At 43.4% G+C, this 14,017-nt stretch carries 13 protein-coding genes; all 13 read left to right on the forward strand.

Features of this window, described 5'->3' with window-relative positions; translation table 11 throughout:
* The first annotated feature begins 8 nt into the window (after nt 1–8).
* The 13 genes from FIB07_15520 to FIB07_15580 all read left to right on the forward strand — a co-directional run bounded on the left by FIB07_15520 (nt 9) and on the right by FIB07_15580 (nt 13,972).
* Nucleotides 9–1,166 carry a radical SAM protein gene (locus FIB07_15520; protein NJD54259.1) on the forward strand — a complete coding sequence of 386 codons (1,158 nt, stop codon included), beginning with the start codon at nt 9–11 and terminating at the stop codon, nt 1,164–1,166.
* Nucleotides 1,163–1,948 carry an ABC transporter ATP-binding protein gene (locus FIB07_15525; GenBank protein ID NJD54260.1) on the forward strand — a complete coding sequence of 262 codons (786 nt, stop codon included), beginning with the start codon at nt 1,163–1,165 and terminating at the stop codon, nt 1,946–1,948. The genes FIB07_15520 and FIB07_15525 overlap by 4 nt, the downstream gene beginning before the upstream one ends.
* Entirely contained in the window at nt 1,911–2,690 is a 780-nt protein-coding gene (locus tag FIB07_15530) for an ABC transporter permease (GenBank protein ID NJD54261.1), read from the forward strand. The genes FIB07_15525 and FIB07_15530 overlap by 38 nt, the downstream gene beginning before the upstream one ends.
* Nucleotides 2,691–2,702: 12 nt before the next feature.
* Nucleotides 2,703–3,758, forward strand: a complete 1,056-nt coding sequence (locus tag FIB07_15535; protein NJD54262.1) for an ABC transporter substrate-binding protein — start codon at nt 2,703–2,705, stop codon at nt 3,756–3,758.
* A gap of 333 nt (nt 3,759–4,091) precedes the next feature.
* Nucleotides 4,092–4,484 (forward strand): hypothetical protein, encoded by a 393-nt coding sequence (locus FIB07_15540; GenBank protein NJD54263.1) that lies wholly within the window; start codon nt 4,092–4,094, stop codon nt 4,482–4,484.
* Nucleotides 4,485–4,621: 137 nt separating this feature from the next.
* Complete coding sequence (locus tag FIB07_15545; protein NJD54264.1) at nt 4,622–5,920, forward strand: O-acetylhomoserine aminocarboxypropyltransferase/cysteine synthase; 1,299 nt, start codon at nt 4,622–4,624, stop codon at nt 5,918–5,920.
* A 17-nt stretch (nt 5,921–5,937) separates the two neighbouring features.
* The gene (locus tag FIB07_15550; protein ID NJD54265.1) at nt 5,938–7,125 is read left to right on the forward strand and encodes a homoserine O-acetyltransferase; all 1,188 of its coding nucleotides are present in this window, start codon (nt 5,938–5,940) and stop codon (nt 7,123–7,125) included.
* A 9-nt stretch (nt 7,126–7,134) separates the two neighbouring features.
* A complete protein-coding gene (metW, locus tag FIB07_15555) occupies nt 7,135–7,737 on the forward strand; it encodes a methionine biosynthesis protein MetW (GenBank protein NJD54266.1) in 603 nt (200 codons plus the stop codon).
* A gap of 113 nt (nt 7,738–7,850) precedes the next feature.
* On the forward strand, nt 7,851–9,062 hold the full coding sequence (locus tag FIB07_15560; GenBank protein NJD54267.1) for an MFS transporter: 1,212 nt from the start codon (nt 7,851–7,853) through the stop codon (nt 9,060–9,062).
* A 121-nt stretch (nt 9,063–9,183) separates the two neighbouring features.
* The gene (locus tag FIB07_15565; GenBank protein ID NJD54268.1) at nt 9,184–10,581 is read left to right on the forward strand and encodes a 2-hydroxyacyl-CoA dehydratase; all 1,398 of its coding nucleotides are present in this window, start codon (nt 9,184–9,186) and stop codon (nt 10,579–10,581) included.
* 112 nt (nt 10,582–10,693) lie between these two features.
* Entirely contained in the window at nt 10,694–11,863 is a 1,170-nt protein-coding gene (locus FIB07_15570) for an MFS transporter (protein ID NJD54269.1), read from the forward strand.
* A gap of 112 nt (nt 11,864–11,975) precedes the next feature.
* Nucleotides 11,976–12,782 (forward strand): 2-hydroxyglutaryl-CoA dehydratase, encoded by an 807-nt coding sequence (locus FIB07_15575; GenBank protein ID NJD54270.1) that lies wholly within the window; start codon nt 11,976–11,978, stop codon nt 12,780–12,782.
* Nucleotides 12,783–12,784: 2 nt separating this feature from the next.
* Nucleotides 12,785–13,972 (forward strand): 2-hydroxyacyl-CoA dehydratase, encoded by a 1,188-nt coding sequence (locus FIB07_15580; protein ID NJD54271.1) that lies wholly within the window; start codon nt 12,785–12,787, stop codon nt 13,970–13,972.
* Nucleotides 13,973–14,017: the final 45 nt, after the last annotated feature.

The following is a 14,017-nucleotide window of genomic DNA, read 5'->3' on the forward strand; positions in this document are numbered from 1 at the left end:
ATGGCTTAATGAATAAATATCAGGTAAACGGAAGGAAGCTTGGCGCACTGGAAATTAAAGCAGAGCTATTAGTGGACGGCGTAAACATAGACGCTTCTGCCCTTCCTGGCGTGGGAGAAAAATATAAGGAGCAGATACACGGTGTCTTTGACTTTGACCTTGAATCGCATGAGCACCAGAAACTTCCCGCCGAGATCATATTCGAGGATAAGATGCTCGTACCATTCAAAAAGAACAGCGCTTCGCCTTTTATTGTAAAAATGAACAACGGCTCGCTCTTTCTTGAGTACAATGGAAAATATGTTCTTGATGTGAAATACAACAGGAGACCTGGATTCTATGATAAAAAGACCTCTGATGAGATTCTCATGTCCCGGATCGGGCAGAACGTATCAAAAGATGCGCTTATCGTAGCGTACAGTAACTATTGCAATTATTATAGAACAAATGAAGAGTGCTGGTTCTGCAATCTTGTGCATACAAAGAAAACATATAACGGCGATGTAATCGGTTTGAAAACACCTGCACATATCGGAGAAACTTTCCAGGCAGCTCTCGAAGAAGACGCTGTAGATAAGCTTCTCCTGACAGGCGGAATGCATCCGAACGGAAAGGAACATGAATATTATATTGAGGTTGCAAAAGAGGTAAAAGAGCGTACAGGAGATGACCATGTGCCAGGTACTGTGGTCATATCGGCTCCCACTGACCTTAAGAAGATCGAAAACTTAAAAAAAGCAGGTTTTGATTCGGTTGCATTTAACCTCGAAGTATGGGACAGGAACCTTTTCGCAGGCATCTGCCCTGGAAAAGCAAGAGCTATCGGCTGGGATAATTATCGCAAAGCCCTGGAATATGCAGGCAGGATATTCGGGCATGGAAAAGTCCGGTCTATGTTCGTCTCAGGTCTTGAGTCGAAAGAATCATTCCTGAAAGGTGCAGAATATCTTGCATCAAAGAATGTACTTGCTTTCCCCATGCCATGGACACCTAACCCGGGTTCAAAGCTGGAAGGGCACAGGACACCTCAACCTTCATGGCATCTTGACCTGAGCAGGAAGCTTGTTGATATCTGGCAGAAATACGGTTATACTGAAGATCATTTGAAAGAGCTTCCCCTGTCGCGGAATTATCTGTATTTTGATGAGATGGCTGGAAGAACATGATAAAAGTGAAGGTAGAGAACATAACGAAGGTCTTCCAAAGCAAAAACGGAAAGAACGGCTGTGTGGAAGCACTTGGTGGAATAAACCTTGAGGTCAGGACAGGTGAATTCCTCGCCATCGTTGGACCGAGCGGCTGCGGGAAATCAACATTCCTTGAGATCCTGGGCGGCCTGATAAAGCCATCATGCGGAAACATCTACATAGACGGAAAAGCGGTAAACGGCCCGGATCATGACAGGGGGATTGTATTCCAGGGTTATGCGCTGTTCCCATGGCGAACCGTAACAGAAAACATATCGTATGGGCTTGAAGAAAAAGGTATCCCCGGGAAAACAAGATATGAGATATGCAAAAGATACATTTCTCTTGTGGGTCTTTCTGGCTTTGAGGATCATTATCCATATCAACTCAGCGGCGGGATGAAGCAGCGCGTGGCGATAGCAAGAGCTTTTGCTTATGATCCTGCTATTTTATTAATGGATGAACCCTTCGCAGCTCTTGATGCACAGACAAGAGATACGCTGCAGGGTGAGGTTTTGCGCATCTGGGAGGAAACAAAAAAAACTGTGTTATTTGTCACCCATAACATTGAAGAAGCTGTATTTCTGGCTGACAGGGTAGCTATCATGTCAGCACGCCCTGGTAAAATTAAACGGATGATCAACATTCCACTGCCCAGGCCAAGGTCTGGGGATTCCAGGACATCCGGGGATTTTATTGAACTGAGAAAGGAGGTGGGCAACATTGTCAGGGAAGAAGCCAGGCCTGAAGCGTTCTCTTAGGAAAGTCATCGCCCTGCTTGTTTTTTTCCTTTTATGGGAACTGCTGCCTGCAAGCGGCATAATCAGCAAAGCATACTTTGCACCGCCATCAGAAGTTTTTGCAGCACTTGTGAGGCTTACAGTATCAGGTGAACTGTGGACCCATACAAGCATCAGCCTCCAGCGTGCTATTACAGGACTGGGTCTTGCTACGATAATAATGATACCACTTGGTTTTTTCATGGGATGGTACAGAGACTTTGAAGAAATCGCGGATGGTCTGGTGCAGACGCTAAGGCAGACTTCGTCCTTATCCCTTTTTCCGGTATTCATCCTTTTTCTGGGGATAGGGGAAGTATCAAAAATCGCTGTAATATTCTGGGGTGCACAGTGGCCGATATTACTGAACACCATCAACGGTGTGAAAAGTGTTGATCCCCTGCTGATAAAATCCGCCCGTTCAATGGGTTCGTCCTCAATTTCATTATTCAGGAAAGTTGTCATACCTTCATCCCTGCCATCAATAATCACCGGTTTGAGGCTCAGCGCAACTCATTCTGTAATCGTTCTTGTGGCAGCCGAGATGATCGGGGCTAAATCGGGATTGGGGTATTCAGTGATCAACTGGGAATATAATTTCATGATACCTGAAATGTATGCAGCGATCGTTATGCTTGCGCTTCTTGGATTGATCACTAATTATTCTCTTGTCTGGCTTGAGAAAACTACTACGAAATGGAAGGAAGAAATATCGATAACATAAGGAGAAATTAAAATGAATACAAATATAAAAACTGCGACAATCCTGATTGGCATTGCTTTAATATTGACGGCTGGCCTTTTATGGATCAAGGAAACAACGGCTGAACCTAAACAGGAAACAAAAACCACGCAAGTAAGCGATACCGGATCACAGAAAGATATTACGATACGATACCTGTCTTCCAGTACAATTATTGAACCTTATGAATTTGCAAAAGAACTTGGATATCTTGAGGGCATAAATCTCATCCGTGAGGGCTCATATACCGGCGGTCCCGAAGATATACTGGCAGTTGCTTCAGGCAGCACAGATATAGGTCATTCTGCATGGGTTGCAATAATAAACGCCAGAACCAGGGGGAGTGAAATTACGGCGTTTGCAGCTCCTATGGGCAATTCGCCAGAAAGCTGGTATAAGGGAACCCCTTTCTTATCAAAATGGATCGTACTTGAGAACAGCAGTATAAAGAATGCAAAAGATCTTGCCGGAAAGAAGATCGCTGTAAATATACCGGGTGCGCATGTTGATTATGTTACACGTGAATATCTCGCTCGAAACGGAATATCCACGGACCAGGTACAGTTTGTAACAATTGGCATTTCAAAACATGAGCAGGTGCTCAAACAGGGTCAGGTGGATGTTGTCGCCCCGCTCGGTGTAGTTGTGGACAAGATAGAAGAAGGGAAAGGTGTAAGAGTGCTGTTCTCGGATTACGATATTATTGGAGACCAGACACACTGCGTGCTTTTCACGTCAGAGAAGTTCCTGAAGGAGAAGCCAGATGCTGTAAGGCGCCTTACAGAGGGTATAGCAAAGGCAGCCGACTGGGCAAAAGAACATCCAGAAGAATCACAGGAACTGGCTGTCAGGATACTCAAAGATAAAGGCGGGAATCCTGACCTTGCAAAATACTGGAAGGGCTTCGGAGTAAGAGACCACGCGCTCCTTGCGGATAGCGATGCGCAGTTCTGGATAGACTGGCTGGTAAAGGACGGGAAGATCAAAGAAGGGCAGTTCAAACCTGCTGATATATACACCAACGAATACAATCTATATTATAAGAAATAAAGAACGGCATGGAGCGATAGGAAGTGAAATGTGACTCCCTAGCACATTTCACTTAGGCCAGAAGCTGCATAAACTAATAATCAGACATACATATTTAAACCTCTTAAACAGGCTATTTTATGCAGAAATCCTCCGATCCTGTAACATAGAAGGAATAAATTGCCTTTATACTCTAATATAAAATTATTCGCAATTATAACGGTAACATATGATACAATACAAAATTGTTTACATGCTCAGAATATATATGGTAGAACATCGTAAAAACGATAAAAATAAGTTAAGAACTTATCCGGGTTAAGAAAATTATTACACAGAAAAGGTGGTATAAAGATGTTCACAATAAAAGCGCTTATCCAGCAAATTACAATACTATTGGCCATTGCAGGAGCTTATCTTGTTATTTATACAACCAGCATATTGCGATCGCGAATAGATATAAAAACATTGGGCGCTAAAGCATTTCTTAATGAATCGTTCTTCAGGGATATCTGGATATTGCTCTCCTTCGGATGTCTCCTGTTTCTACTGAATGCAATAATACAAATGAAAGATATCCTGGGATTAACATTAGATGAAAGTAATATTTACTTGATGCAAAACCTGATTGTGCTCGGTCTGGTGACATGCAGTGTTATGTCACAATACAAATGGTATCAACTTGTAAAACTAAAAAAGAAATTAAAAACCATGTCGGGAAAGGAAATTTACATATCAAGAAAATGAATATTCTTTATTGAAGCTTTTTGCCTCAATCGTTCTGTTTTTGAAACAAACCCAGCAATTATCGCCTTATTCTCTGGATATTTAAGAATACTCGTCCATCACTTATCTAACAAATATACAATAAGAAGGAACAGAAAATGGCAAAAAATAGATTAGAAACAATAGCATTACACGTTGGACAGGAGAATCCCGACCCGGCTACAGGTGCAAGGGCTGTACCAATTTATCAGACAACATCGTATGTTTTTAAAAATTCAGAACATGCGGCAAATCTCTTTGCTCTCAAAGAATTCGGGAACATCTATACAAGGATAATGAACCCTACGACCGATATCTTTGAAAAAAGGATCGCTGCCGTCGAAGGCGGGACAGGGGCACTTGGAGTAGCTTCAGGCCAGGCTGCAGAGACACTTGCGCTTCTTGCTATCACCAGGGTGGGCGATGAGATAGTTGCAGCAAATAATCTTTATGGCGGAACATACCAGTTATTTCATCATACATTCCCCAAACTGGGACGAACGGTAAAATTCGTTGATTCTGCAAAACCCGATGAATTCAAAAAAGCAATTAACGACAGGACAAGAGCAATATATGCAGAAACGATCGGCAATCCAAAATTGGATGTGCCCGATTTTGAAGCCATCGCAAAGATAGCGCACGATGCAGGCATACCTTTTGTTGTTGATAACACAGTCGGAGTGGGTATCGCCAGGCCAATAGACCATGGGGCAGACATAGTCGTAGACTCTGCCACAAAGTACATTGGGGGACATGGGACATCAGTAGGCGGTGTAATTGTTGATTCGGGTAAGTTCAACTGGGGGAACGGCAAATTCCCGGAATTTACTGAGCCCGACCCAAGCTATCACGGATTGAAATACTGGGATACATTCGGTAATTTCCCCGGGCTTGGAAATGTGGCTTTCATAATAAAAGTAAGAGTACAGCTTCTCAGGGATTTAGGCCCTGCATTGAGCCCATTTAACGCATTCCAGTTCTTACAGGGACTTGAAACTCTTGTATTAAGAGTAAATAAGCATTCTGACAATGCCCTTGAGATAGCAAAATTCCTCAAAGGGCATCCCCTGGTCAAATGGGTCAACTATCCCGGCCTGACTGATAACCCAAATCATAAGATCGCATCCAGATACCTGGACGGTCATTACGGCGGTATTGTCGGTTTTGGCATAAAAGGAGGCTACGAAGCAGGAAAAAAATTCATTGATTCAGTTAAGCTCTTCTCTCATCTTGCCAACATCGGAGATGCAAGAAGCCTTGTAATCCATCCTGCTTCCACAACACATCAGCAACTGGCCCGGAAAGAACAGGAAGAAACAGGAGTCTTCGAAGATTATATCCGGCTTTCTATCGGTCTTGAAAATGCGGATGATATAAAAGCTGATATTGACCAGGCATTAAAAGCAGCTGTAAAATAGTTCCAAAAGTTATAATTATGAGCCAGGTTGCCGCAGCTGGGGATACAGAGATCAGGCATACAGGAACACATACCAGAGGCATACATTCCGGAGAAATAGGAATAGTAGATACACAATACTATAACTTCGCTGCCCGGGATGCACTGGTACTTGAGTCTGGAGAGAGACTTGGGCCTGTTACTCTTGCTTATGAGACATACGGGAAGCTCAATACCCGGAAGACCAATGCGATCCTTATTCTTCATGCGCTCTCCGGCGATGCTCATGCTGCGGGATTTCATAGAGGAGCGGATAAACCCGGATGGTGGGATACTATGATAGGACCGGGCAAGGCATTTGATACTGATAAATACTTTATAATATGCTCAAATGTACTCGGAGGCTGCATGGGTTCGACAGGCCCATCATCTATCGACCCCGGGACGAAAAGGCCATATGCGCTTGATTTTCCCGTAATCACAATAAAAGATATGGTAAATGCCCAGCGGCATCTGATCGACTATCTTGGTATCGGAAAACTCTTGAGTGTTGTGGGCGGCTCGATGGGCGGAATGCAAGCCTTACAATGGGCGGCATCTTTTCCGCATCGGGTGAAATCCGTGATCCCTATTGCCACGACCCTGAAACATTCCCCGCAGCAGATCGCATTCGGCGAGGTGGGAAGACAGGCGATAATAGCTGATCCTGACTGGAAGGGAGGAAATTACTATGGAGGAAAAATCCCGGCAAAAGGGCTTGCTATTGCACGTATGGTGGGTCATATCACTTACATGAGCGATACCTCCATGGGTGAGAAGTTCGGAAGGCGTTTTAAAAATGGGAAAAAGTTATCAAAATTTGGCGCTGATTTTGAAGTGGAAGGATATCTCCATCATCATGGCGATATTTTTGTAAAGAGATTCGATGCCAACTCGTACCTTTATATTACCAAAGCCCTGGATTATTTTGATCTTTCTAATGGGAAAACTTTATTAGAAGTTTTTAATGGTATTACTGCGAAATTCCTGATAATGGCATTTAAGTCAGACTGGCTTTATCCGGTTTACCAGTCAAATGAAATCCTCAAGGTTTGCAAACTGGCAGGAGTCGAGGCTACGTATTGTGAGATAAATTCTACTTACGGTCATGATGCTTTTCTGCTTGAAGTGGATGAAGAGACGCACCTGATCAGGCATTTTCTGAAAAATGTCCACGGATACGAATAGCGGATGAACATGGCTGGATATGGTAATGATTCTCTTAAACTGGATTATAGTATCATCATGGATATGGTGAGACCGGGCTCATCGGTGCTGGATCTTGGCTGCCATAAAGGTGAGCTGCTCTCTATCCTGATAAGGGAAAATGATGTCAGGGCTCATGGGATCGAAATAGATGAGAAAGCAATATATGAATGTGTTGCCCTGGGGATCGGGGTTTCACACCAGGATATAGATAACGGGCTTTCGGAATACGGCGACCGGTCATTCGATTATGTCATTATGAACCAGAGTCTCCAGCAGGTGAAAAAACCGGATATGGTTTTAAAGGAAGCATTAAGAGTAGGGAAGGAAGTCATTATCGGTTTTCCCAACTTCGCACATTATAAGGCGCGCTTTCAGGTATTTTTCAAAGGGCAGACACCAGTTACCCAATCGCTTCCCTACGAATGGTATGAAACTCCAAATCTTCATTTCATGAGTATATCGGATTTCAGGAATTATTGCAGAAAGAGGAATATAAAAATAAAAAGCTCAGCTTTTATTATGGAGAACAGGATGATAAATATGTTTCCAAATTTTTTTGCCCGGACAGGGATATTCCTGATATCCAGATGAAGGATTTGATAACCGATACGGGAACATTGCCACAAACATTCGTTTTTCCAAATAGATATGACAACACTTGCTGATTTCTATAACACTATATATCTTCTTTTCAGAGTTTAGCCATGGAATTTTTTGAGCGAAATGAGCTTCTCATCAATTTTATGCTTGTGAACATCAGCTCAGGGATTGCTGTTGGAATGATGAATTTTATCATTCCCATATATGCACTCAGTCTCAATGCAACCTCTATTGAAATCGGCCTGATAAAAGGATTTACAGGGATAGGGGATTTGCTGATAGTTCTACCTGCCGGATTTCTTATAGATTATTTTGGCTCAAGAAAGATGTATTCTGTAAGTTGTATATTCGGATCTTTGATAATAATTTCCATTTCATTTGCAACCAATGCCAGTTTTCTCCTGTTAATAATGTTGTTCTACGGGATAGCGAAAACTATCAGGACAACCTCAAACAATGCTGATTTTTTTAAACATATGAACACTATCGGAGTCAGTAAAGCCGGCTTTTTTAAGGGCTCAATAACCATAGGATCGGCGTTAATCGGTCCGTTAATCGGGGGAATAGCGATTTTAGCCATGGGTTATACAAGTTATTTTGTATTAACGAGCGCATTCCTGCTTTTACCGCTTATTATAATATCCTCCCGCTTATACCGCGAAAATACCTCTCCGGTAAAACCAAAGATTATTAGCTTCATTGATACTTCAAACCATTATAAGTCTCTTACGAAGAATAAGCTCCTCGTTAGCGCAACTATAAAAAATGGTTTGAATTCCGCATTTTTCATGACCTTTACAACCTTTATAATCGTGCTGGCGATCAAAGACCTGGGTCTATCCCCTGGCATAGCTGCGGCGCTTATCTCTATAAAAGGGGTATCCACATTGTTTGTTGTATTCTTCGGGGGGACATACCTCCAGAAAAACAATAATGGTTTATATTTATTTGCTTACCTTACAACTATCTTTTCGCTCCTTCTTTTAGGGATTGGGACTGATTCTATCGCGCTGGGTATAGCCTCTCTGGTAAATGGCGTAGGCACCGGTCTTATAACCCTGATCAATTTTACAGAGGTTGGAAATATTGATGGGGAGAAAGGTAAGATAGCGGGGTTTTTTTCTTTTGGCAACGCCCTGGGTTCGATCACAGGACCTACACTTGCCGGAATGATAGGGGATGCCCTGGGTGTACAGGCGATATTCCTTGCATTTATAGTGCCATTTGGCATGCTGGCGATCTATACTTTCTTAGACAGAAGAAAAAATAGAATTGAATCGGAAAATACTGCCGCAACTATGCAGATTATGGAATAAACATGGCTATTGTTGCTGATTTCTAAACTGTATTATAAGAATAGTGTGTAGTATGGATTATTCTCATAAAAGGATATAACAATGAGTTAATAAAAAACAAGAATCTTCTGGAGTTGGAAGCATGAGCGAATCAAAAACACAATTCAGGTACCCTGAAGAAATAGGGCCGGCATTCAAAGAGACCGATGGTTTGAGATTTAGTGACGGGGGGCAGGTTTCTGCTGCAGAAATATGGGACTTCATGACAAAGGAAGCGCCTGTGAGATTTCCCAACGCTTTTGATACAAATATTTATTTCAGGGGCATCTCAACTGATGCAAATTTATTCAGCGGCATCAAGCGCAATTACCTTAATCTGACCCTAAAGGATAGATTGATGGAGTCACACAAAAAAGGCATTCCCGCAGTATTCATACAGGGCGGGCAGACCGTTGAACCCTACTATGCAGCAGGCAGCATACCGGTCAGGCCAGGAGTCGTGAATGGATGGGCCCGTAACATTGTTGAAGGGCTGAACACGAGACAATCCAACCAGAGGGGCATGTCCATCTTAGAAGGAGGAAGAAGAGCCCTGACAGTTGATTCCTGCGGCCAGATAGCGGCTCATGCAGCACTTGAGGAAAATTTAGTACCCATTGATCTTGTTGCTCCCTATCTTTGCCTTCGCTGCTCAGACATGGCATACCTTGTCGAATCCCATCGTCACGGAAAAACAACCGTTCCGCTCCATCTTGTGGATTTTCCGGTTGGGCAGCAGGGTGAATGGAGAAAAGAGTACCTTATAACAGAATTGGAAACCCTGATAACAAAAATTAACAAAATTTCTAATAAAAAGCTCACTGATGAAGAATTAAGAGATGAATTAAAACAAGAGATAAAACGTGAAAACCATGCCCGGCAGCTTCTGCGTGAATCTTATGAACTGAGATGGTCAGCAAAAGTTCCGCCTACGAACAGCGTAGATCACAGCAGTACCGTATCTATTGGTATAGACGGCTGCGGTGATTTCTCGGCAGCAACTGATGTTTTGGAAGAAACGCGCGATGAGACAAAAGACAGGGTCAAACACGGCGTTAAAGGCACCGGCCTGGCTGATGACCCGGTAAGGCTTTGGGTATGCGGATCCTGTGTCGGACCAAATGCCGTACGGGTTGACAGGGCAGGCGGTGTTATTATTGGCAAGGATGACTGGTGGAGCGAAGCTGTCACAGATGTAAAAGAAACAGGTGATCCCTATGAGAACCTGGCAGAAGCAATTTTATCGTTCCCGTATGAACTACCCACCGAAGAAAGGGCTGAATGGACTGCCCGGCAGGTAAAAAAATCAAGAGCAGATGGAGCTATTTTCTATTTTGCATGGGGATGCAACTATCAGTCCGGCGTAGCCAGGATGATCGCTGATATCATAAAAGAAAGAACAGGTGTCCCGACTATCAATATTGAAGCCGAGATTACATCAGCAGAAGGTCTCGAGCAACCTCATAACAGGATCGAATCTTTCATTGAAATGTTAAGCTGAAGGGTCTTAACATATTGATTTTTCTTGCCTCTAATGTTCGCCTTTCAGAATAAATACGACAACACTTGCTGAATTAATTACTGCTATATATCTTCTCTTTAGACTCTGGACTATGAAGATTTCCGGTGCTAATGGTCTTATCCTTAAATTCATGCTCATAAATATCAGTACCGGGATCGCGATGGGTATGATGAATTTGATCTTACCGATATACGCTCTCAGCCTGAACGCAACATCAACCCAGATCGGCCTGATTAAAGGCATCTCAGGACTTGGAGATTTGCTGATCGTACTGCCTGCTGGATTCCTGGTGGATTATCTTGGCTCGAAAAAAATGTACTCTGTAAGCGCTGTCCTGGGAGCTTTAATAATCATGTCGCTCTCCTTTGCTACCAATATTATACTTCTCCTGCTTGTGATGTTGTTCTTCGGGATGGCCAGGACTTTAAGGACCACTGCTCTTAGCGCTGATTTTTTCAAGAACATGAACACTATTGGGGCAAAAAGAGGAGGATGGTTCAAAGGCTCGATGAACATGGGAGGATCGTTCATTGGTCCTGTGATCGGAGGGATAGCTGCAATAGCTCTTGGTTTTACGAGCTATTTCGCACTCACAAGTGCATTTTTACTTGCGCCATTCATAGTGATCCTTGCTCGTACAAACCATAATAGCAAATCCCAGTTCAAACCAAAGAATCCAAGTTTCACAGATGCCTCAAATCATTACAGGTCACTTGTAAAAAACAGGGCTTTAGTATCTGCCACCATTATAGAAAGCCTGAACAGTGCAATATTTGTAACTTTTACCACATTCATTACTGTCCTGGTGATCAAGGACCTGGGTCTTTCTCCTGAAATTGCAGCTATGTTAATATCATTGAAAGGTGGAGCTACGATCCTTGTTGTTTTTTTCTGCGGTCATTTACTTTGCAGGAATAACAATCACCTGTACCTGATAAGCTTTATTGTAACTATTCTTGCATTGGTGCTATTGGGGACGAGTAAAGATACCACCATGCTGGCAATAGCTTCTGTGGTCCTTGGCATAGGCGGGGGTATGATAACTCTTATCACTTTTACCCAGGTCGGGAATATTGAAGGAGAAAAAGGTAAGATAGCAGGGGTCTTTTCGTGTGGCCTGGGTATTGCCTCTATTTTCGGACCAACGCTTGGAGGAATGATCGGGGATATTTTCAATGTCCAGGCAATTTTCCTGTCATTTGTACCGCTTTTCGGTGCGCTTTCATTCTATACTTTTTTGGAAAACAGGAAACAGAATTGAACCGGAAATTATTGCCGTAACTATACAGAATCCGGAAGAAATTAGGCGACAGTTGCTGGTTTCTAAAGAGTATTATAAGAACAGGGAATAGAGTGGTTATCAGGAGGATAATATGACAACAAAATCAGATAATATACCAAAATTTGCTGGAGTAGATGTGGGATCGCTGACAACCAAATCCGTGATCATATCAAATGGCTCGATAGCTGGCTATAGCCTGATCCCGACAGGAATAGATACTGAAGAGAATGGGCGGCTCGCACTCAAAAAAGCGCTTGAGTCGGCAAACCTGAAACGTGAAGACCTGAAATATATCGTCGCTACAGGTTATGGGAGGATCTCAGCGCCATACGCAGACAAGACTGTGACCGAAATAACATGCCATGCAAGAGGCGCGCATTACCTGCATCCCACCACAAGAACAATTATCGATATGGGTGGACAGGACTGCAAAGCGATACGCCTGGATAAGGATGGGAATGTCGTGGATTTTGCCATGAACGATAAATGCGCCGCAGGTACGGGACGATTCCTTGAAGTGATGGCCAACGTGTTCAAGGTCAAATTAAACGATCTTGGTCCCCTGGCGCTAAAGGCAAAAGAAATCGTGCCCATGAGCAGCACATGCACTGTCTTTGCTGAATCGGAAACTGTTTCCCTCCTGGCCAGGGGAGAAAAACCGGAGAACATTCTCAAAGGGATACACCATGCCATTGCCAACAGGGTATCAGGCATGTTCTCGCGCGTGGGCGTGGAAAGTGATGTCTTCTTCTCAGGAGGGGTTGCAAAAAATACAGGAATGAAATCCGCACTTGAGGAGGTGCTGAAAGCCAAAATAGTGGCGCCTGAGTATGATCCCCAGTTAGTGGGAGCGCTTGGGGCCGCAGTGCTTGCAAGAAACTACAGTGGAAAGGTATGAAAATGGTATTAGGAAGTTTGGAAAAAATAAACCAGGCTGTAAAGGACAGGCCGCAGGAGCTTGTAAAAGCAAGAGAAAAAGGAGCAAAAGTCGCAGGCTGGTTCAATTACAATATCCCTGAAGAGATCATCCATGCCCTTGGATTGATCCCGGTAAGGCTTGGAGCAGGAGGAGATGACAGGCTTGTCGAAATCGGCGGCAGATATATTTCAACAAAAAATTGCGTTTATACAAGAGAACTTGTGGGACTTTTTGCCCGGAATCAGGATCCATATATCATAAATTCGGATATAGTCGCAGTAGATGCGACCTGCCTGCAAACATACCGTGTGGCAGAGGTTATAAAGCATTATTTTAAGGTGAACACACTGATACTCGGAGTACCAAAGCATTTCTCTGAGCCTGAAGGGCAGGAATATTTCAGGAAAGAACTGGAATCGTTCACACAGAAACTGGAAGAATTTTCCGGAAATAAACTTGATGAGAATAAGCTCTCAGAATCCATCAAACTCTACAATGACATAAGAAAATCCCTGAAACAATTATACAAATACCAGGCAATAGGACACCAGCCCATAAAATGGCGCGAGGTTTTCGATGTGGTACATGCGGGATTCTACCTTGACAGGGAAAATTACCTTTCATTGTTGAAGGAACTGCTAACTGAACTGAAAGAAAAACATGGTGAACCGGTAATCGGGAAGCTGAATGGAGATGCCCGTATCCTGGTATCAGGAAGCATAATTCCACCAGGAGATACAAAATTGATCAATATTATAGAGCAGGTTGGGGGAAGAATAGTGGGTGATGACCTGTGGTCAGGTCTTAATCCTTCACTTGATATAAATATCAGGGAAGCATCCATAAAAGGGATCGCAGATGCGTATATCAACCGTGTTCCGCATGCTGCGCTTCCTTTTCTGGACCTGGAAACAGACAGGAGGCTCAAAAACCTGAAGCGCCTTGTCAGGGACCACAGGGCACAGGGGGTATTATATCACACATTGCGCTACTGCGACGCATTCTCCTTCAAAGCCGCGGAAACAAAGAACGTACTGAAAGCAGAAGGTGTGCCGCTGCTTGAGATACACACAGAGTATGCAGGCTCTGACGTTGAAGCAATAAGAACCAGGGCCGAGGCTTTTGTCGAGCTGATAAGAAATAAGAATATTCTTGAGAGTGAGGCTTGAACCTGTGGTTTGCCCTCAATGTAAGCAAAATATGAACTGTATGAT

It is taken from the genome of Candidatus Methanoperedens sp. (genome assembly GCA_012026795.1).
Classification (GTDB): domain Archaea; phylum Halobacteriota; class Methanosarcinia; order Methanosarcinales; family Methanoperedenaceae; genus Methanoperedens.